The organism is Mycobacterium sp. NGS50, assembly GCF_059812545.1.
In genome coordinates, this window is record NZ_JCALCW010000007.1 from 79,700 (window position 1) to 98,771 (window position 19,072).

A 19,072-nucleotide genomic window follows, 5' to 3' on the forward strand; every position below is an offset into this window, starting at 1 on the left:
CCAGCCGACAATCAGGATAACGCCGCACCGCGTACCAATCTGTCAGACGGCCCGGGCGCGGCTGACTCTCCTTGTCTGTCGGTGGGCCGAGTTAAAGTGCGGCCGCGGTGTTGATGCGTCGGAACTCGGGCAGCAAGGGCTGCACAGCGAGAGGAAGGGGTGAGGCCAGTGATCCAGGTGGCGGGATTTCGGTATGCGGTAGGTCCTCGGTCGGCGCGGGCCGCAAGATGGGTGGTGTTCATTACCGCTTTGAGCTATGTGGTTTACATTATCGCGGCAATTCTGGCGTGGTTGGGCACGTCGCATAACATTGCCGCCGCGGTGACTTACCTGTTCGGGATCTTCTACGCGCTGGCTGTGTTGGCGACGTTTTGTACCGGCGCCACGATCACAAGCGCCGACAAGCAACCGGTTGCGAAGTCGAAATACGTTCCCGAAGGTCGCCGGGTTCGGCAATGGTGGTCATCTTCAGAGGCGGCCGGATGGCTTCGGTTGAAACCGATTTGGCTCGCGGCCGTAATCTACGCCGGGCTGGGATGTCTTTCGCTGATCAAAGCCCATCTTGGTGACGTCGTCTACGGTCCAGGGACATGCCTGATGGCGGGGTTGATGTTCTGGCAGGTACGCAGCGGGCACCGGCTGGCGCGTGAGATGACGAAGACTTCGGCGTGGGGAGACGGCGAGCTGTACTGGATGTTTGACTGGGATCGATTCGACGTGTCCGACGAGGGCCGTTTCCGGGATAGGTTTCGCCATAAGCGGTGGAAGGTTCCCGGTAGCATCGCTCGCCCAGCCGAAGCTGATCGATACGCCCGGCTCGCTCGTAAGCAGCGGCTGCTGTACATGGTGGCAACGGCCGGCGCCACCCTGGCAGCGGTGGTCTTTGCCGAGCACACCCTGTCGGAATACCTCGCGAGGTTGGGTCATGACTTGGCCCACCTGTCGGATAAGCCTCAGTCTGAGTCGGGATTTTTCTATTTCTGCTCGCTGGCAGCTTCGATGGCGCTATTCGTACTTCCTGTGGGCCTCCAGTATCGTGTCGGCGAAATGGAGGATTTAACAAAGATTTACGAGGAACGGACGGCGCGTGTCCTCCGAGATTCTCGCCTACGTACTCTCGAAACTGAGTGAATGGTTGGGCGCCGTCCCGCGCTGCGCACGCCCGAGTCCATCGCCACCCGAGTCCACCACTGCGGGTGATTAATGTCCAGCGGGTCATGTTGCCGGGACTCTGCCCACCTCGGAATACCGGGCGCTTGGCCGCGGTAGAGTCGGCCGGCAGCGACGAGCACGCACTCGAACTGGTTGGGCCAGTCTATGATAGCGGTGACCTGTTCCAGCGCCCGAACAGATTCCCGGCCGCGTCGGGCACCTCGGCGTCGAGGGACTGATTTGTCTGGCGCACGTCGTCGCCCCACATGATCTCCAGGGGCGGCTTGAGCAGACCTGCGGCCCGCGCCAACCCGTGGGCAACTCGGGTTTGACCCAACTCGGGAGAGACTAGCGGTAGAAATGCCCGAAGCAGGAGGAGCGCAGGCGGCACCGAAGCCATGGGCAAGTGCGTACGAGACAAGGGCTTGGACCTCATCCGTGCATCGGACCGCAGCTCCGAGGTGCAGGCGGTCGAGACTGTAGCCACCGCAGCCTTGCACGACCAACTGCAGGAGGAAACCGATTAGCTGAGCGTCGTGCCGGTTGGCGGCCCGAAGATGTCGCCCTGCTGGCCACCGGGGGCCGCCATCCCGAGCAGGTGGCCCGCCAGGAGGGCGGCACCCGCGCCTACTGGGACAGCTTCTGGGACGCCGAGCAGGTCTTCTACGGGCACGTGCTGGGCTTCAAGGGTTTGGAGCGGCGCGCCGTGGTTCTCGTCGTCGACGCGAAGGGCCCCATCGAACGGGCCCGAGAACGCCTGTATGTCGGGCTATCTCGCGCCCGCGACCGGCTTGTCGTGTGCGGCGACCCGGATTTCATCGCCGGGGCCGGCGGACCCGATCTGGCACGACGGTTGGGCGTTACGGGCGGCGCGGGCGACGTCGATGTCGCACCCCGTCCCTAGCCTGACGACCACGCCCCCGGGCGTGGTTTGCCGATTGATGTATATATGTCATTGACAGGCATATATACTGTTTCAGGGGATATGGATATATTCTGCTGGGGGTGCCGTGACGAAACGGTTGATTGATCTCGACGACGAGCTACTCGAAACCGCGCGCCGCGAACTCGGGACGACCACCATCGCCGACACCGTGCGCACCGCCCTGCATGAAGCCGTCAGCCGCCGTGCTCGCAGTCGCCAGATCGAGTGGCTGGCCGCCGGTGGGCTGGCGTCGATGGCCGATCCCGCCCAGCGTGAGACGGTATGGCGATAGTCGGCCAGTATCTGATCGACACCAGCGCCGCGGCGCGGATGAATATCGCCGCTGTCGCAGGTCGGCTCACCGAGATCATCGACCTCGGCCTGGTCGCCACCACCGCCGTTCTCGACGCCGAAGCGCTCTACAGTGCCCGCAGCCCAAGCGAATACGAGCAGCTGTGGCGTGACCGCAAACTTGCCTATGAATATCTTCCGACCAACGATGACCACTGGGGCGCAGCCCTGAACGCCCAACGCCGTCTCGCGCAACGCGGTCAACATCGGTCTGTCGGCATCCCCGACCTGCTCACCGCCGCGCTCGCTGCGGAGCACCGCATCACCGTCATCCACTACGACAGCGACTTCGACATCGCCGCCACCGTCATCGAATTCCGTCATGAATGGGTTGCTCCCCGCGGCACCCTGTAGCGCCGCGATCGACCCGATGAGCCGCCGACGACCAGCCGCGGTTGCCGATGGCCGATCCCTCAATACGCCGACACCACATTCTCGGTCGCCCAACGCTTCTCCGCTTCCGACCCGCCCGGCGGCGGCACCAGTCCGTTGATCATCCACAATTCCTCGCTGGTTTCGTCGATATGGAATTCCCAGTGCAGGTCCGGATGCCGGTCCAGGTAGGGGGCGAGGATCGTGTGAATCCCCGCGGTGATCCGCCGGCGGATGTCCGCGTCGCCGGCCCGCCGGGCGATGTGCTCGATGACGATGCGCACCCCGGCCGGCGTCGGCTCCCCGCCGACGTAGAGGTCCTCGGGGGCGGTCTCACTGAAAACGACAACCACGTAGAAGCGCGGCAGCCCGACCCGCTCGTAGTAGTCGGTGATGCGGGATGCCAGCGCCTGCTTCTCCTCGACGCTGAAGATCCCGGGGGTGTGGTGAATCGTCCACAACGGCATAGCAAGTGCTCCTCAACTGATCGGGGGACGGGGGTCAGTGCGTCAGGCTGAAGGCCAGGTTTTCGACCGGGCCCGACAGCGCGGCCTTGACGCCGACGGAGACGTCGTCGGCCAACACCTCCACCGTCCCGGCTTCCAGGCCGTCGACGATGCGTGCGGCCACCTGGGCGGGCGTCACCTTGGGGCCGGCCATCCCGGCCACCATGTCGGTGTCGATGAATCCGGCGTGCACCCCGACGACCTGGGTGTGCTGGGCCGCCAGCTCGGTGCGCAGCGAGTTGGTCACCGACCAGGCGGCGGCCTTGGAGGCGCCGTAGGCCCCGGCCCCGGCCATCCACGACAGCACCGAGTGCATGTTGACCAGGGCCCCGCCACCGTTGGCCGCCAGAATCGGCGCGAACCCGCGGGCAACGCGCAGCGGCCCGAACACGTTGACGTCGAAGGTGTCGCTGATGTCGTCGAAGGAGCCGGTCAGCAGCGAATCCGGCAGCAGTACCCCGGCGTTGTTGAACACGATCTCGGCGTCGCCGGCCGCCTGGGCCAGCGCGGCGACCGACGCGGGGGAGCGCACCTCGAGTGCATGGGTCACCACCGACGGGCGCGCATCGGTGAACGCCGCGCGGGCGGTCGAGTACACCTTGGCCGCACCACGGGCCAGCACCTCGTCGACCAGCGCCGCGCCCAGCCCGCGCCGACCCCCGGTGATCACCACCACCTTGCCTGCCACTGCCACCATCTCGAAGCCCCTTCCATCTGAGTAACGATTTCGTTAGTGAGATGGAACCACGATTCTCTGAATAACGCAATCGTTAGTCACGTATGCTGGGTCACATGAAGTTCGAGCCCCGGCTGCGCGACCGCACACGGTGGTCCACCGGCGACGCCTGCTCGGTGGCCAAGCTGCTCGACGTGCTCAGCACCAAGACCGCGTTCCTGGTGGTGCGGGAATGCTTCTACGGCACAACCCGCTTCGAGGACTTCACCGCGCGCATCGGCGCATCGGCGCCGGCCATATCCCGGGCGCTCAAACAGCTGGAGGCCGCCGGAATCCTCACCCGCGTCCCCTATCGGGAGTCCGGCCAGCGGGCCCGCGACGAGTACCGGCTGACCGAGGCCGGCGAGGACCTGCTGCCGGTGTTCCTGTCGCTGCTGCAGTGGGGCGACAAGTACCTGCAGGACGGTGCGCCGCCGCTGAACTTCCTCGACACCAACACCCAGCGCCGGATCGGGGTGCGCGTCACCGACGACCTGGACGGCCCGGCGATCGACCCCGCTGACATCGAGATCCAGTGGAACGCGCCGCGCCGCGCACGCTGACCTGCCGGCATGTCAGTGCCCATCTCTACCCTGAGCGCCATGAGGCCCCTCGTCTGGTCCAGTCCGATCCGGCGCGCCACCGTTCTGGTCGCGGTCGTGGTCGTCCTCGCCTGCGCCGCCGGGTCCATCGGCTGGGCGTTGGCCATCACCGCCGTAGCGGGGCTGGGCTTTGCCGGCTATGCGCTGGCGCCGTGGATCGGCGAACGACGCGGCATCGCTGCACGGCGCCGAGACGCCGTCGGTGATCGCGCCGACCAACAGCACCGCTGGGCGCTGCGGGGCGACAGCAGAGGGATCTACGGCGCCGAGGGTGCCGCGGCGACGCGCCGCATCTCCCCGCAGCCGCGACTGGACGAGATCAACGGGGACGCAGGGGAACAGCCGCATGTGGCCGCAGTTGCCTATACCGCCGAAGGTCTGGACGCGCTGCTGGCCGAGCGCCCGCCATGCTGGCGCTACGCGGTGTTCGCGTCGGTGCTGGTGCAGCGGCGCGCACAGGTGCAGCCGCGGCTGCGCGATCAGCAGCTGGGCTACGCCCCGCCAAACGGCGTGCGCATGCACACCGGACCCGAGCTGGCGCGCTTCATGCTTGACGTTATGGAGCAGCTTTCCGTGCTTCTGGGCCAGCTGGAGGAGGTGATGCTCAGCCAGGGATTCCTGCGGGCCTTCGGCGACCTCGACGACGAGGACAGCGCTGACGCCGACGGCATCGTGCACGCGGCCAACCGGCTGATGGATCTGCACGAACGCCTCCTGCGTCTGGCCGAGCGGTCTCGCGGTGTCGTCGCGCCGGCGGAACATGCTGCCTTCCTTCGCGATTGCGGCCGCGCAATGGATGTTCCCTTGCAGGGCTACCGCAGGTTCACTGATGAGTTCGTCGAGCGCGTCGGCGAGTTCCCCGACGTGTTGCGCTATGCGCGCGGCCCCGTCGAGATGGCCCCCGTCGTGCTGGACATGGATGACACCGACGACGTTCTCCGCAAAGTCTTCGCAGGAATTGAAAAGCTCGTGCGCGGTGCTTAGTGACAACTGCGGATACCGCGCCATTGAATCATTGACCGCGTGCCATCGTAGCCAAGCTCATCACCCCCACAGCGAGCAGATCGGTGCAGCGACAATGCGTTCCGCGAGCGGATAGCGGCGGGGACCGGAGTGCAGCAGGGCATCGCCGATGAATCGGTTGCCGAGTTCATCGCGGAGCCAGCGCAGGTGCTTGGCATCGTCACTGCCCGGAGCGCCGCCGGACTTGACCTCGATCCCGAACACGGTTCCCTCGGCGTATTCAACGACGATATCGACCTCGTGGCGGCCCTGCTCCGTGCGCAGGTGGTACAGACTGGGTTCGGTCTGACCACGGCGGCGTCGGCACGCAGTTGCGCCATGACGAAGGTATCCAGCAGACGCCCCAGCAGGTCACCGTCGCGGCGGACGCCGGCGAGATCGAGACGAAGCTGGGCCACAACGATACCGGGGTCGATGATGTATCTCTTCGGGGTCCGGGCCAAGCGTTTGAGCCGGTTCGTCCACCACGCAGGCACCTCGTCGACCACCAGCAGATTGGTGAGCAGCCGGTCGTATGCCAGTGCGGTCTTGCGGTCCACGCCAGCGCTGTCGTAGAGGGTCTTAGCGGCGACGACGCCCGCGGTGTTCAGGCACAGGGTATGGAAGTAGCGACGCAGTCGCACCAGGTCGCGGGCATTGTCGATTGTCTCGGCATCCCGGGTGAGCAACTGGTCGATGTAAGCCCGAAGCCATTGGCGGCGAAGTCGATCCGACGATGCCAGCACGGCCTCGGGAAACCCGGACCGAAGGGCGCGGGCGATGTACTCGTTAAGCTTGGGCGGATCATTGGGTGTGGGCAATCCATCGACGCCGCGCGCTGCGAGCTGATCCAGCCGCGACCCCGTCGTGCTGTGGCCGCCGATCTCGCGCTCGGTCATCCCGTACATCTGCACCCGCAACGCGCGACCGGTCAACGGCCAGCCTGCACCCTCCAGATCAGAGCGCACCGATCCGGTGATCAAATAGCTGTCCGGCCCCGGACGCGAGTCAACGGCCCGCTTCACCGCGGCGAGGATCTCCGGCACAAGCTGCCACTCGTCCAGCAGTACTGGTCGCGCAACATCCAAGGCGCCGTCGGGATCGGCGCGAACCGCCGCAGCTTCTGCCTCGCGGTCAAGTCGAACGACGGTGCGAGCGTGCCGGGCCGCCGTTGTCGTCTTTCCACACGCCCGCGGTCCCACCACCAGAACAGCGGGAAAGCCCGCCAGCAGCTCGGTGATCAGCGGATCGACGAGTCTGGGCATATAGGGTGCGGCCACAACGGCGCGATACCGTTTTCCCGCAGTCTGTGATACCGATATTCCGCAGCGATCGGTCCCGTTTTCTCGCAGACGGTGCGATGGCCAGCGGCGCTGACGTGCGAGGCGGAACCTCGCTGTTGACGCTCAATGTCGGACCTCGGATCTACGCTTTCCAACTATGAACGACAAGCTGACGGCGGCCCGGGCCCGACTGGCCGCGCTGGACCGTGCCGTCGCCGCCGGGGAGGTCGGCCACGACTGGCGGCTGTGGGGCGGCGCCGGGTTGTGCGTCGTCACCGAGATGCCCGCATCCGAGTACGACGAATCGTTGAAATATGTTGTCACCCCGCACGCGGCAAGCCTGTCGTGGCTGGTGCGTGGCCTGTGGGCCGCGTGCCGACCGCTGTTCGATTCGATGACGAAGTTCGAGTTCTTCGGCCGGCTCGGCAACGCCGCTCACCGCTACCAGCAGCGCGCCGGCGACAGCGACAACGCACGCGATCTGCTGGGCGCGGTCGTCCACGAGGCCTACGAGATCCTCGGCGATATCGAGCACGGCCGCTTTCAGGCGCTGCCGGTCGCACCCGCCGGCGTCGTGCACGACGATCTGCTGCCCGACGCGCAGCACGACGACGCGCAGAGCATGGCCGAATTCGAGCAGTGGTTCACCGACCACGGCTCGGCCTGAACCCGCCGACGCATGCACAACCCCGACCGCCGGTGACTACCCGATACCGTCGCCGCGGAGCACACTGGCCGCCAACACAAAAAGGCGGACGACATGGGCAACCGGGCGAATTTCGTCGTGGTCGAATACGGCGACTGGAAACTGTATTACGCACACTGGGCGGGCTGCCGCATGCTCGACGCGCTGCTCGGCGGGCCGGAGTTGGCGCTGCGCTATGTGGATTCGCTGGAAGACTTGCCCAACATCGGCTGGTTGCCCTCAGCCTGGGCCGACGGCGGTGCGGTCATCGATCTGGACCAGCACCGGCTGCTGTTCTTCGGCGACGAGTTGATGGACACCATGCTCGAACGCCGCGCGATGCTGGCCGTGCTTCCGGACCTGTGGCCGGGATATGCGGTGGGCTGGGCCTATGACGGGCCTGCCGAGCTGGCCGGATATGTCGGTGCGCAATGGCGCGACGACGACTGGCCCAAATGCCCGGCCACCAAGCTGGCCGCCAACCGGACCGAGATGTGCCAGGTGGTGTCGGTCGTTGATGGCGACGGTCAGCTGCGGCTGTGGCCACTGCGCTGGACGGTCAGTCAGGCCTGGCACGGCCCGGCGCTGCTGGACAAACTCCCCGGCCGCGGGCAGACCCGGCTGACCCTGCAGACGCTGCCCGAAGGTGGTGTCCACGTCGATGTCGGCCGTCAGGCGGTGGCCGAGTGGCACTGTGTCGACAACATGGGCATCTGCCGCGAACTTCCCGAGCGGTGGCCCGGCTGGCAGACCGAGTCGTGGGGGGACCGCTTCGAGGAGCAGGCCAGCCGCTGCGGGCGGGCGCTGCGGCTTCCGGAGCTGGATCTGGCCGCCGGCGCCGACAGCGCCCGGGCGTGGATCCGCAAACGGGTGTATCAGAGCTGGGCCGACAGCCCGGCCGGTCACATCGCCAAACTCGCCGCCCTGCTGGACCCGTTGGCGCCCGGCCTGGTCGTCGACTCGACGGCGGCGGTCAACGGCGGGGCCCGGCCCACCGAGGCCGAGTGGCGCCGGTTCGTCGCGGCGTGCGACGCGTTGCGCAGCCGGCGGGCCGAGTCGGCGTGACTTGCGGAGGTCGCGTTGGCTGCGATCCCTGTCCAGGTCGTGGCGCATCGAACTCGACCTGCGGCCGTCCGGTCACTTCGCCTACGCCGTCGTCGGCGTCGACCCCGACGGCGCCCTGCGCGGTGCGGACCGCGAGCTCGACGAAAGCGACGTGATCGCTGAGGGCACAACGAGTGTCGACGGGTACGTGTCCGGGCCGGTCGGGCGAGCGGGATTCATCGTGGGCGCCATCCGCGCACATCTCGCCCGAACGGCGTGCACCCTGCACGTCGCGGATCCTTCATCCCTCATGGCGCTGCTCGGCGGCGACGTCCGGTGGTGCCCGGCGTGTGGGGCGAAGCTCACCGCCGACTAGCGGACAGCTCAGGCCGAGTCTTTGTCGCCCTGCGCGTCGATGACCGTTTGAATCAGCTTGACGATGCGCTGCTGGCCGGCGGCGGCCACGTCGAACTTGGCGCGCATCTCCTGGCGCATGTCGACCATGTCCTCCCGCAGCGCGTTGAAGCTGGCGGTGGTGGCGTTTCGGAAGTCGCGGACCTCGGCGCCGACCTCGCCGATGTCGCGATCCGCCCCGCCGGCGAGCACCCGAGCAGCAGTGGCGTCTTGCTCGGTGGCGCGCACGCGGCCGCGCAACTCGCGCACCTCGCCCTCCAGCTTGGTGATGCGTGCCTCGAGATCCTCCGGCGGCATGGTGGGCAGCCTACTCCGGTGCCGCGGTCGGCCAATTGCGTCGCGCGATTCCATTCCACAGCCTGCAACCAGCCGTCGGATCGGTCGCAGGTGACCGGCGACCCGCCCTTTTTGCGGTGAGGGCTGTGATCGCGCCCGGAGCGCAGCCCTGGGCGCAAAATCAGGGCCGCGGCGCGGCGCCGACCCGCCGGGGAGCCCCGATGACGTTGGTCCCTGTCGTCCACCGGTGAGCCCATGATGGGATTGCCCGGTGGCTGATGCGCCGGGGCCGCCCGGTTTCACCGGGGAGGCGGTCTATCCCGACACCGCCGGCTACGACCGGTTGCGCCGGGTGTTCAACGGCCTGATCGACAAACGGCCCGCCGTCCTGCTGTACTGCCGCAGCCGCGACGACGTCGTGGCCGCGGTGCGCTACGCCGTCGACTCGGGTCTGCCGATCGCGGTGCGCGGCGGCGGGCACGGGGTGGCCGGGCACGGCTGCACCGACGGCGGCGTCGTCATCGACGTGTCGCTGCTGCGGGCGGTACGGGTAGACGCCGAGAAGCGGATCGCCCACGTCGGGGCCGGCGCCACCTGGGGCGACGTCGACCGGGCCTGCACCCCGCACGGGTTGGCCTGCCCCGGCGGAACGATCTCGACGACCGGGGTCAGCGGGTTCACCCTCGGCGGCGGGATCGGCTGGCTCTCACGCGCCTACGGTCTGGCATGCGACAACCTGATCGGCGCCGACCTGGTGACCGCCGACGGGGAGGTGCTGTCGGTTCGGGAGATGCCGACCCCGGACGTGCTGTGGGGGCTGCGCGGGGGCGGCGGCAACTTCGGGGTGGTCACCGAACTCGTGCTGCGGTTACACGAGCAGCCCCGGGTCAACGGCGCCATCCGCAGCTACGACGCAGCCGACACCGACGCCGTGCTGCGACACTTCCGCACCCGAATGGACCAGGCGCCAGATCATCTCGCCGCCATCCTCGACTACTCCACCGACCTGGAGTCGGGCCGCCCGCAGGTCAACATCTCGGCCTGCTCCACCCGCACCGACGAGATCGGGGCCACCGACCTCGCGGCGTTGCTCGACGTCCCCGGCGTGCAACCGGTGGCCACCCAGCAGCGCAAAATGCTGTACGTGACCTGGCAGACGGTGCTCGACGACACCGCCCGGTTCGGCTGGTTCAACACCTGGACGTCGGTGTATCTGGAGGACCTCTCCGACGCGGCGATAACGGCCATCACCCAGCTCGGCGGGGACCGGCCCGCCCCACAAACCCGGCTGAACCTGATCCGGCTCGGCGGGGCCGCCGGCCGCGTCGCCCCCGACGCCACGGCCCTCAGCGCGCGCGGCTACCCGTACGTCATCCATCTGATGACGACCTGGACCGAGCCGGCCGACACCGAGCGCTGCCTGGCGTGGGCCGCGCACGCCCAGGACGTGCTGCGTCCGCTCGGAGCCGACGGGGCATATCTGAACTTCGTGGGTGAGCAAGAGCCGCAACGCATCCGGGCCAGCTTCGGGGAGGACAACTACCGGCGGCTGGCCGCGCTCAAGGCCCGCCTGGACCCGCACAACCGCTTCGCCCTCAACCACAACATCCCACCCGCGCCCTAGCCCCTCCTCCCCGCCGACAGCCGCAGCCCGATTTTGTGTCGGTGCCCGTTGAGAGAATTGGAGCAACAAGACGGGAGGGCCCGGGTGACTGAATCCGCGGTAGAGGGTTACGACATCATCGGCGACGTTCACGGCTGCGCCACCAAGCTGGAAGAGCTGCTGACCGGCATGGGCTACGCAACCGGCGGCGCCTCAGCGGAATACCGCCACCCGCGCCGGCAGGCCATCTTCGTCGGTGACCTCATCGACCGCGGAGACGAACAACTGCGGGTGCTGCAGGTGGTCAAGAACATGGTCGATGCCGGCAGCGCGCGCATCGTGATGGCAACCACGAATTCAACGCGCTGGCCTACCATGCCGAACACCCGCCCGGCAGTGGGAAATACCTGCGTGCCCACGACGACCCGGACAGCCCGTGGTCGGAGAAGAACACCCGCCAACACCAGGAATTTCTGGACCAGGTCACCGGCGCGGACCGCGACCGCTACCTGGGCTGGTTCGCGACCCTGCCGCTGTGGCTGGATCTCGGTGGGCTGGGGTGGTGCACGCCTGCTGGCACGACGGTTCGATGGCGGTGGTTCACCAGCGGTGCGGCTCCAATGCTCCGTTCACCGATCGAGACCACCTGGTGGCGGCCACCACCGAGGGTGATCCGCTCTACGGCGCCATCGAGACGCTGTTGAAAGGCCCGGAGATCAGTCTGGTCGAGCACGGTCAGCCGAAATACCAGGACAAGGACAACATCTCACGCGGCAGTGCGCGCATGCGGTGGTGGAACGGCGACGCCCGCACCCTGCGCGACATCGCCGAAATCAGCAGCACCTTCACAACGGCCACCGGTGATCCCTACCCGCAGCTGCCGGAGCTGGCGCTGCCGGACAGTGCCCGGGACCACGCCTACGCAGCGGAAGTGCCGGTGTTCTACGGCCACTACTGGCGGCACGGCTCACCCGTACACGGCCAAGACTGGTCGGAATACACCGCTTGCGTGGACTTCAGCGCCGTCAAGGGCGGGCCGTTGATGGCCTATCGCTGGTCGGGAGAAGACCGGATCCGGCCGGAAAAGTACTGGCGGTAGGGAGCCCCGGTCACACCCACGAAGGCACAAAACCGATGTCGATCCGGCTGGCCTGCTTATACCCGGACCATGTCGGAACTCCCGGCTGTCCTCGATAGATACCGCACGCCGCGGCCACGACTCGATCACGTTGCATTGGCCATTGGATCTCGGATGCGACATGCGCCAGCTGATCTCGTCGTTGTGGATCCTTCAAAACGCTGTCCAGAATCGACACCGCGGGTAGCGCGTTGCTCTTGTCGCCGTTACAGCGGCTGCATGCAAGGACCAGATTGGCCAGGCCGTTGATACCGACCAGCGACCAGGGCAGCACGTGATCCACCGCTGGGCTCGCCGAAAGGTGGGTGTGGCAATAGAAGCAATGTGGACCAAATGTGTCGGTGAACGCGTCGCGGACGGGACTGAGATCGATGCGTTTGCGCCCGAACAGATGACCGGCAACGTCGGGTGCCTTGTCGTTGAGGAACGCTTTGTTCATCCGCCGCACGTCCTCGATCCACATGATTTCCAGCGACGGCTTCAACAGTCCGGCCAGTCGTGCGAGCCCATTGGCCACACCGGGCTTGAGATCTATGGCGTAGCTGCGGACCCGCTTGGCTGACCTGCTCGGCTTCTGCAGGAAAGCATCGTCGTAGAGAAAAGCCTCGCCGCCAGTCGCATTGCCGATGCGCTGGAGGCGTCGAAGCGGCTCGCCGGCCAAGCAGACGCTGATGGAATCAATTGCCGCTTCATATGCCTCGGGTGCACGCATGATAGCGATGTCGACCGGCAGGCCACTATCGCCGACTCCGGATTGAATACGCAATTTCCTTGTGGCGTCTGGGATTGTCGCGTTCGTTGAACTGTGAATCTGAGACAAGACTTGTCCCTCGAATGGGCGTACCTGCGGCCAGTAAATCTCCAGCACTCGGTGGGATAAATCGGGAATCGGCACTGCCAATACATCGCTGGGCTGTTCGGGGACGTTCTCGATGCAATGGTCGATGAGCGCCATCAGGGTGGCAAGCTTGTAGGTCGCCGTGCGTAGCCCGGTCTCAAGGATTGCAACCACCCGCTGTCCTAGCAGCAGCGGATCGGGACCATCACCGTTGATGGCGCAGAATGCCGAGCCGGCGGGAGGAACGGGCACGAACGCATTATCCGCCGGTATCCGATGTGACGGTGACCTATTGGAGGATCGTAACCAGCCTGGCCAACACGTCATCCATGATTGCTTGCGGCACACTTTCGAGTTTGCGCCCCTTGCGGGCGCCCAGATCCAGGGTCCGCGGCTGGTCGCACCGCACCACACCGTGCGTGCGGGTTCCGGCGTCGGTCAGGGAGACCGCAAAGCCGGCAGCACGGGCGAAGTCGCCGCCGCGGGTGATCGGCAGTACCACCGGTGCCTTCGTCAAGCGGTTAAATTCCCCAGGTGAAACGATCAGTACCGGGCGTGTACCCCGCTGTTCGTGGCCGGCGGACGGGTCGAGTGATACCAGGTAGATGTCACCCCGGTCCATCACAGCAACTCGCGGCCAACCGGCGGTGTATCGAGCCATTCCCGGTCTTCGTCGGCGATCTGTGCTGAGGCGTCGCACTGCGCCAGGAGCTCGTCGAGGGTGTAGCGGGGGCGCAGCTGCGGTTCGATGACCAAACGGCCGTCCTCTAGAGTTAGATCAACTTTGGACCCCGCTTGCAGCTGCAATTCGTCCAGCAACGCGGGAGGCACGGCGAGCATGACGGAGCCGCCGACTCTGCGAAGACTGATTGAGTACACGCCCACCTCCCGGGAGTTATATTTGAGTATAATGTGCTCCATCGGGCCCCCGGGATGTCGATCACCTGACGCTAGCGGTGCGCTCACGAACCGTCACTTCACCGTCCATGCGGTTCGGCCCCCACTGAAAAGTCGCTCAGAGGCGGGCATTTCGTGTGGTGGTCCGCCGCTTCTCGGTTCGATCAGGTGCAAACCGCTACTCCACGAACACCACCATCGATGCGGTAAACCCATGCAGCGCATTGCGTCCCGCGATCGGCCCGATCTCGCCGCCGGCGAAGAAGCCGGCCAGCGGCAGATCGCCCAGCACGTCGGCGATCGTGGACGCGTCGTGATCGGCGCGCCCGAACATCCGCCGGCCCCGCCCGTTGCAGGTGAACAGCAACGCACCCACCGGGCTGCCCGGCAGCGTCGTGCGCTGCAGCGTCTGGTGCAGGTCGTGATCGGCGCTCACCGCGTCGCGAACCTGGAACTGCACGGTCGCCCCGACCTCCACCAGGTCGCCGATCTGGATCGCCCCGGTGGACGGGTCGGCGCCCAGCAACCCGCGGATCAAGAAGTCGCCCTGTCCCGGAGATGCCAAATGCTCGTCGCTGACGATCCCGATCTGCAGGCCGCGGCTGGCCAGCGCCTGCTCCTCGGGGGAGAGCCCGTCGACGATCTCGTTGAGCCGCTGCAACGGCGACTCACCCGCGAGCTCGGTGATGACCGCGCAGTCCGCGCCGGTGACGGTGTAGGGGTGACCGATCGGCCGGCAGCCCTGCGACACGATCGGGACGGTGTGCGCGCCGGGCAGCCGCACCCCGACCAGCCCGGTGGTGAGCACCCGGTCGTCGCGGAACAGCCGGGTTTCACCGCGTTCCCGCCCGCCGCTGACCACCCCGCCCACCACGGTGGTCCCGGGCCGGTCGGCGTTGAGGTGCTCGACGAGCACGTCGGCCGGGAAGGTGTAGGGGTCCGGCAGCAGCAGGTGCAGATCCGCTGTGGTCGGGTCGAACTCGTACCCGGCGATCAGGCCACCGGCTTCGGTGCCCAAGAAGTCCAGCGCGAACGTCTCGGCGGGCAGCCCGGAGGCCAGCCATACCGCCACTGCCGGCCCGTCCTCGATCTCGCGGCGCCCGGCGACGATGCCCTGGGCGATGCACCCGATCAGCGCCGGCGCCTCCACGATCTGCTGCACCGCCCGCAGGACCTCCGCGGCCTGATCGGAGTGGGCACGCGAGGCCAGCAACACCGCGAACGACGGCGACGCGCCGTCCAGCCCGTCACGGGCCTGTGTTGCGGCCGCCAGCGCGGCCTGCCGCGCGTCGGCCTCGGTGGACACCCCCGTTGCGATCCGCACAACCTCCATCATGCGCCCGGTTGCGGTCGGCTACGACCCGGCGCGCTCCAGCAGCTCGATGCGGGCGGTGCCGTGGCGGCAGCGGACCTCGGCCCACGGCCGGTCGGTGAGCTGTTCGCTGACCAGATCGGCGACCGTCGCCAGATGCTCGTAGTCCACCAGCTCACCGATGCCGAGGTCCTCGATCGCCGCCTCGATCCCGCAGCCCAGATACACGGTCCCGCTCGCTGATTCCGCATCCAGGTACGGCCCAGCGACGACGGTGGGTGGTGCGGCATCCCGTGGCGACCAGGTGACCCGGCAGGTGGCGTCGTGGAAACCCGGCATCCGCGCGACGGGGTCGATGTAGGGGTGCGTGTCATACATGCGCTGATTGTGCGCCGGGCCCCGACAACGGCCGCGTGAAGTGACACGGGCTACCGCCCGCTGCCACACTCGGCATCAAGAGGAGGCCGCCGTGCCCATTCGCCAGATGCCGTCCGCGCGGCGGATCGCGTCATCGATCGCGCTGACCGCCGCGGCCGGGTTCCTGCTGGGCGGCCTGGTGATGTCGGTCGCGTTTCTGGTGGCGAGCAGGGGAGACGCCGCGACGTCCACCGGCGACCGAATCCTGTTGGCCATCATGGGTTTGCTGTACTACGGCCCGATGCTGCTGCTGGCCACCTGGCCGGTGACGTTGCCCGTGATCGCGATCCTCGGATTCGCACTGGCGTTCGTCGCGCACGGGCCGCCGCGACCCACCCGGGTCGCACGGTCGGTGCTGATCGGCTACGCCGGGGTGCTGGCCCTGACCTGGCTGGTCCTGCTGCTCAGCTAGAACAGCGCCGGCATCCGCGCGTCGATCAGATGCGGCCCCGGCTCACCCAGTGCCGCACCGAACTGCTCAGCCAACTCCTCACACGTCGTCGCCACCGTGGCCGGCACCCCGAAGCCCTCGGCGATCTTCGCGAAATCCATGTTCGGTCTAGACAAGTCGAGGAGATCGTTGGCCTTGGGGCCGCCTGCGCCGGCACCCACCCGGGCCAGCTCCATCCGCAGGATCGAATAGGCACTGTTGTTGATCAGCACCACCGTCACATCCAGCTGCTCGCGCGCCATCGTCCACAGCGCCGAAATCGTGTACGCCGCACTGCCATCGGCCTGCAGCGCGATCACCGGACGCTCCGGCGCGGCGACCGCGGCGCCCACCGCCACCGGCAGACCCTGCCCGATCGCGCCGCCGGTCAAGGTGAGCACATCGTGGCGGGGCGAGCCGGCGGTGGCCATCGGCAACAGCAGCCCGGAGGTGTTGGATTCATCGGAGATGATCGCGTTCTCCGGCAGCAGCGCCCCGATCACCTGCACCCAGTTCTGCGCGGTCAGTGCCCCGGACGGCAACTCCGGGGTAGCGGCCACCGCCGGTCGCGGATCGACACCGGCCGCCACCTGCTCGGCCACCTGCTCCAGCGCGCCCACCACGTCGGTGTCCAGATCGGCCAGGGTGTGCACCACCGCACCCTCGGGCACCAGGTCGCTGGGCTTGTCGGGGTAGGCGAAGAACGACACCGGCGAGCGGGTGCCCGCCACGATCAGGTGCGTGATCCCGCCGAGTTGGGCCGCGGCCTGCTCGGCCAGATACCCCAGACGCTCGGCGGCCGGCACCCCGGCGCCGCGGGTCAACCGGGCCGGGAAGGTCTCGACCATCGCCTTGGCGCCGGTGGCCGCGGCGATCCGGTCGGCGGCCTGCAGCCCGCGCACCCCGGTGGCCGGGCCGCCGATCAGCAGCACCGTCGGCTCACCGGAGCGCAGCGCGTCGACGACCGCGCGCACCGCCGCGGGATCGGGAACCGCGGGCGGCACCGGGTCGACCGGCCCGGAAGGCTCGGCGCCCTCATCCCAGGAGATGTCGGCGGGCAGGATCAGGTTGGCGACCTGCGCCGGGCTGGCCATCGCGGCGGCCACCGCCTCGGCGGCGTCGCGCCCGACGTCGGCACCCGAGCCGGTGCGCCGCGTCCAGCCGTGCGTCCACTCACCCAGCGGTTCGATGTCGGACTCCAGCGGCGCGTCGTACTTCTTGTGGTAGGTGGCGTGATCGCCGATCACGTTGATCAGCGGCACATGTGCGCGCCGCGCGTTGTGCAGGTTGGCCAGCCCGTTGCCCATGCCGGGGCCCAGGTGCAGCAGGGTGACGGCGGGCTTCTCGGCGATGCGGGCATAGCCGTCGGCGGCGCCGGTGACCACGCCCTCGAACAGGCACAGCACCCCGCGCATCGCCGGCACCGTGTCCAGCGCGGCCACGAAGTGCATCTCCGAGGTGCCCGGGTTGCCGAAGCACACCGTCACCTCGGAGTCCACCAGGCTGGTGATCAGTGCCTGCGCACCGTTGGTCATGGGGTCACCTTTCGTCTCGTGGCGCCGAGTGCGCGGTTTGATCCGCAACACGCCGCATGTCGCGTATCAAACGGCACACTCGCCGGGCCTCAAAGCAGCACCCCCGGGTTGAGGATCCCGGCCGGGTCGAACGCCTCCTTGATGCGGCGCATCAACGCGACCTTCACCGGATCCTCCAGTTCCAGGAAGTGTTGCACCTTGGCGCGGCCCAGGCCGTGCTCCCCGGAGATCGCCCCGCCCAGCTCCATCGCGACGGCGAAGATGTCGTGCAGCAACCGGTGGCGCGCCTCGTCGTCGCCGCAGAACACGCCCAGGTGCACGTTGCCGTCCCCGGCGTGCCCGCAGCCCACCACCCCGGCTCCGGCCTGCCCGGCGAGTTCGCGGGACCGGGTGAGGAAGTCGGGCATCTGCGCGCGCGGCACCACCACGTCGATGACGTCGTTGGCGCCGGCCGCCTTGGCGGTCCAGAACGCATGCTCGCGGGCCTCGATCAGCGCATGCGCCGAATTGCCTTCCAGCACATACAAGTCCAGGGCACCCAGCGATTCGAGCAGCTCGCCGACCATGGCCACGTCGTCGTCGAGGCGGTCGTGGTCGCGGTTCTCCAACCCGATCACCAGATGCGCCTGGGCGGCGTCGCGGATGGTGTCGGGGATGCCCAGGCTCAGGTTCTGCGCGTAGGTGATCGCGGCCAGGGTGAGCTGGTCGATGTACTCCAGGATGTTGGGGTCGACCCCGCTGCGCACCACCGCGGGCACCGCGCGCATCACCGCGGGCAGGTCGGGGAACGGGGCCAGCAGGGTGGCCGCATGCGTGAGCCGCGGATACAACCGCACGGTGACCTCGGTGGCCAGCGCCAGGGTGCCCTCGGAGCCGATGATCAGCTGGGTCAGGTCGTAGCCGGTGGACAGCTTGGTCATCTTGCCGCCGGTGCGGATCAGCTCCCCGGTGGCCAGCGCGGCCTGCAGCCCGAGCACGTTGTGCCGGGTCACCCCGTACTTGACCGCCCGCATGCCGCCGGCGTTGGTGCCGACGTTGCCGCCGACGCTGGCCGAGAGCTCCCCGGGAAACACCGTGTACACCAGGCCGTGCGGGGCGGTGGCGACATCGAGGTCGGCCAGGGTGACCCCGGGCTGCACGACGGCGACCTGGTTGTCGGCGTCGATCTCCAGGATCGCGTTCATCGCCTCGAAGGAGACGAGCAGCCCGTCCGGGCAGGGTCGCGCCGCCCCGGACAGGCCGCTGCCCGAGCCGCGGGCGGTCACCGGAACCCCGGCCCGGGTCGCGGCGGCCAGCAGCGCGGCGACCTGCTCGGGGGTCTGCGGGCGGGCCACGTAGCGCGGGCCCACCGGGTCGCCGACCAGGGCTTCGTCGTGGTGATAGTCCGGCCCGATCCGTTCACCGGTCAGCAGCTGCGCATCGCCGACGATGTCGGCGAGCTCCCGCGCGATATCGGTCTGTGCCTGCATGTGCTCACCTCGCGTCTCGACCACTCCGCACGAAAGCATGCCAGGCCAGGGGGGCGACGGCGGCGAACGGCGCTGAATCCGGTCACGGCCCCGCATCGGACGCCTG

22 protein-coding genes and 2 pseudogenes are annotated in these 19,072 nt (G+C 67.9%); 12 read left to right on the forward strand and 12 right to left on the reverse strand.

What is annotated here, in order from left to right; all coding sequences use genetic code 11:
• Window positions 1–168 precede the first annotated feature (168 nt).
• A complete protein-coding gene (locus tag AC5Y36_RS07020; RefSeq protein ID WP_500040146.1) occupies window positions 169–1,131 on the forward strand; it encodes a hypothetical protein in 963 nt (320 codons plus the stop codon).
• Window positions 1,132–1,315: 184 nt separating this feature from the next.
• Here the strand turns inward: AC5Y36_RS07020 and AC5Y36_RS07025 are convergent, their stop codons facing one another.
• Window positions 1,316–1,489, reverse strand: a complete 174-nt coding sequence (locus AC5Y36_RS07025; protein ID WP_500040147.1) for a hypothetical protein — start codon at window positions 1,487–1,489, stop codon at window positions 1,316–1,318.
• A gap of 204 nt (window positions 1,490–1,693) precedes the next feature.
• Between AC5Y36_RS07025 and AC5Y36_RS07030 the strand changes: the two are divergent.
• From AC5Y36_RS07030 to AC5Y36_RS07040, 3 genes and pseudogenes are all read left to right on the forward strand, one after another.
• Window positions 1,694–2,056 (forward strand): annotated as a pseudogene (locus AC5Y36_RS07030) (ATP-binding domain-containing protein); the annotation flags it as partial.
• A 106-nt stretch (window positions 2,057–2,162) separates the two neighbouring features.
• Complete coding sequence (locus tag AC5Y36_RS07035) at window positions 2,163–2,369, forward strand: type II toxin-antitoxin system VapB family antitoxin (protein ID WP_500040148.1); 207 nt, start codon at window positions 2,163–2,165, stop codon at window positions 2,367–2,369.
• Window positions 2,360–2,782 carry a PIN domain nuclease gene (locus AC5Y36_RS07040; RefSeq protein WP_500040149.1) on the forward strand — a complete coding sequence of 141 codons (423 nt, stop codon included), beginning with the start codon at window positions 2,360–2,362 and terminating at the stop codon, window positions 2,780–2,782. The genes AC5Y36_RS07035 and AC5Y36_RS07040 overlap by 10 nt, the downstream gene beginning before the upstream one ends.
• Before the next feature lie 59 nt (window positions 2,783–2,841).
• Here AC5Y36_RS07040 and AC5Y36_RS07045 read toward each other — a convergent pair whose 3' ends face one another.
• Both AC5Y36_RS07045 and AC5Y36_RS07050 read right to left on the reverse strand, forming a co-directional pair.
• Window positions 2,842–3,267, reverse strand: coding sequence for a tautomerase family protein (locus AC5Y36_RS07045; RefSeq protein ID WP_500040150.1), 426 nt, complete (start codon window positions 3,265–3,267; stop codon window positions 2,842–2,844).
• A gap of 34 nt (window positions 3,268–3,301) precedes the next feature.
• Entirely contained in the window at window positions 3,302–4,003 is a 702-nt protein-coding gene (locus AC5Y36_RS07050; RefSeq protein ID WP_500040151.1) for an SDR family oxidoreductase, read from the reverse strand.
• A gap of 95 nt (window positions 4,004–4,098) precedes the next feature.
• Between AC5Y36_RS07050 and AC5Y36_RS07055 the strand changes: the two genes are divergently transcribed.
• Both AC5Y36_RS07055 and AC5Y36_RS07060 read left to right on the forward strand, forming a co-directional pair.
• A complete protein-coding gene (locus tag AC5Y36_RS07055) occupies window positions 4,099–4,584 on the forward strand; it encodes a winged helix-turn-helix transcriptional regulator (protein WP_500040152.1) in 486 nt (161 codons plus the stop codon).
• 39 nt (window positions 4,585–4,623) lie between these two features.
• On the forward strand, window positions 4,624–5,607 hold the full coding sequence (locus AC5Y36_RS07060) for a hypothetical protein (protein WP_500040153.1): 984 nt from the start codon (window positions 4,624–4,626) through the stop codon (window positions 5,605–5,607).
• Here AC5Y36_RS07060 and AC5Y36_RS07065 read toward each other — a convergent pair.
• Window positions 5,604–6,905 (reverse strand): ATP-binding protein, encoded by a 1,302-nt coding sequence (locus tag AC5Y36_RS07065; RefSeq protein ID WP_500040154.1) that lies wholly within the window; start codon window positions 6,903–6,905, stop codon window positions 5,604–5,606. The two genes, AC5Y36_RS07060 and AC5Y36_RS07065, sit on opposite strands and share 4 nt — an antisense overlap.
• Window positions 6,906–7,065: 160 nt before the next feature.
• Here AC5Y36_RS07065 and AC5Y36_RS07070 point away from each other — a divergent pair, with 160 nt between their 5' ends.
• The 3 genes from AC5Y36_RS07070 to AC5Y36_RS07080 all read left to right on the forward strand — a co-directional run bounded on the left by AC5Y36_RS07070 (window position 7,066) and on the right by AC5Y36_RS07080 (window position 9,013).
• On the forward strand, window positions 7,066–7,575 hold the full coding sequence (locus AC5Y36_RS07070) for a hypothetical protein (RefSeq protein WP_500040155.1): 510 nt from the start codon (window positions 7,066–7,068) through the stop codon (window positions 7,573–7,575).
• Window positions 7,576–7,668: 93 nt separating this feature from the next.
• Entirely contained in the window at window positions 7,669–8,658 is a 990-nt protein-coding gene (locus AC5Y36_RS07075) for a hypothetical protein (protein ID WP_500040156.1), read from the forward strand.
• Window position 8,659: 1 nt separating this feature from the next.
• Window positions 8,660–9,013, forward strand: a complete 354-nt coding sequence (locus AC5Y36_RS07080; RefSeq protein ID WP_500040157.1) for a hypothetical protein — start codon at window positions 8,660–8,662, stop codon at window positions 9,011–9,013.
• 8 nt (window positions 9,014–9,021) lie between these two features.
• Here the strand turns inward: AC5Y36_RS07080 and AC5Y36_RS07085 are convergent, their stop codons facing one another.
• The gene (locus AC5Y36_RS07085) at window positions 9,022–9,348 is read right to left on the reverse strand and encodes a hypothetical protein (protein ID WP_500040158.1); all 327 of its coding nucleotides are present in this window, start codon (window positions 9,346–9,348) and stop codon (window positions 9,022–9,024) included.
• Window positions 9,349–9,598: 250 nt separating this feature from the next.
• Between AC5Y36_RS07085 and AC5Y36_RS07090 the strand changes: the two genes are divergently transcribed.
• Both AC5Y36_RS07090 and AC5Y36_RS07095 read left to right on the forward strand, forming a co-directional pair.
• Entirely contained in the window at window positions 9,599–10,951 is a 1,353-nt protein-coding gene (locus tag AC5Y36_RS07090; protein ID WP_500040159.1) for an FAD-binding oxidoreductase, read from the forward strand.
• Window positions 10,952–11,035: 84 nt separating this feature from the next.
• Window positions 11,036–12,029: pseudogene (locus tag AC5Y36_RS07095) on the forward strand (metallophosphoesterase).
• Between the two features lie 10 nt (window positions 12,030–12,039).
• Here the strand turns inward: AC5Y36_RS07095 and AC5Y36_RS07100 are convergent.
• The 5 genes from AC5Y36_RS07100 to AC5Y36_RS07120 form a co-directional block, all read right to left on the reverse strand.
• Window positions 12,040–13,158 (reverse strand): HNH endonuclease, encoded by a 1,119-nt coding sequence (locus AC5Y36_RS07100; RefSeq protein WP_500040160.1) that lies wholly within the window; start codon window positions 13,156–13,158, stop codon window positions 12,040–12,042.
• A gap of 37 nt (window positions 13,159–13,195) precedes the next feature.
• Window positions 13,196–13,567, reverse strand: coding sequence for a type II toxin-antitoxin system PemK/MazF family toxin (locus AC5Y36_RS07105; RefSeq protein ID WP_500040161.1), 372 nt, complete (start codon window positions 13,565–13,567; stop codon window positions 13,196–13,198).
• Window positions 13,528–13,827, reverse strand: a complete 300-nt coding sequence (locus AC5Y36_RS07110) for an AbrB/MazE/SpoVT family DNA-binding domain-containing protein (protein ID WP_500040162.1) — start codon at window positions 13,825–13,827, stop codon at window positions 13,528–13,530. Before AC5Y36_RS07110 ends, AC5Y36_RS07105 begins: the two co-directional genes overlap by 40 nt.
• A gap of 154 nt (window positions 13,828–13,981) precedes the next feature.
• The gene (locus AC5Y36_RS07115) at window positions 13,982–15,127 is read right to left on the reverse strand and encodes an FIST signal transduction protein (RefSeq protein ID WP_500040163.1); all 1,146 of its coding nucleotides are present in this window, start codon (window positions 15,125–15,127) and stop codon (window positions 13,982–13,984) included.
• 30 nt (window positions 15,128–15,157) lie between these two features.
• Entirely contained in the window at window positions 15,158–15,493 is a 336-nt protein-coding gene (locus AC5Y36_RS07120; protein WP_500040164.1) for a hypothetical protein, read from the reverse strand.
• A gap of 91 nt (window positions 15,494–15,584) precedes the next feature.
• Here AC5Y36_RS07120 and AC5Y36_RS07125 point away from each other — a divergent pair, with 91 nt between their 5' ends.
• On the forward strand, window positions 15,585–15,944 hold the full coding sequence (locus AC5Y36_RS07125; RefSeq protein WP_500040165.1) for a hypothetical protein: 360 nt from the start codon (window positions 15,585–15,587) through the stop codon (window positions 15,942–15,944).
• Here the strand turns inward: AC5Y36_RS07125 and AC5Y36_RS07130 are convergent.
• Window positions 15,941–17,497: an acetolactate synthase large subunit gene (locus AC5Y36_RS07130; RefSeq protein WP_500040166.1), complete on the reverse strand. Its 1,557-nt coding sequence runs from the start codon at window positions 17,495–17,497 to the stop codon at window positions 15,941–15,943. The two genes, AC5Y36_RS07125 and AC5Y36_RS07130, sit on opposite strands and share 4 nt — an antisense overlap.
• Before the next feature lie 89 nt (window positions 17,498–17,586).
• A complete protein-coding gene (locus AC5Y36_RS07135; protein WP_500040167.1) occupies window positions 17,587–18,966 on the reverse strand; it encodes an FAD-binding oxidoreductase in 1,380 nt (459 codons plus the stop codon).
• Between the last annotated feature and the right edge of the window lie 106 nt (window positions 18,967–19,072).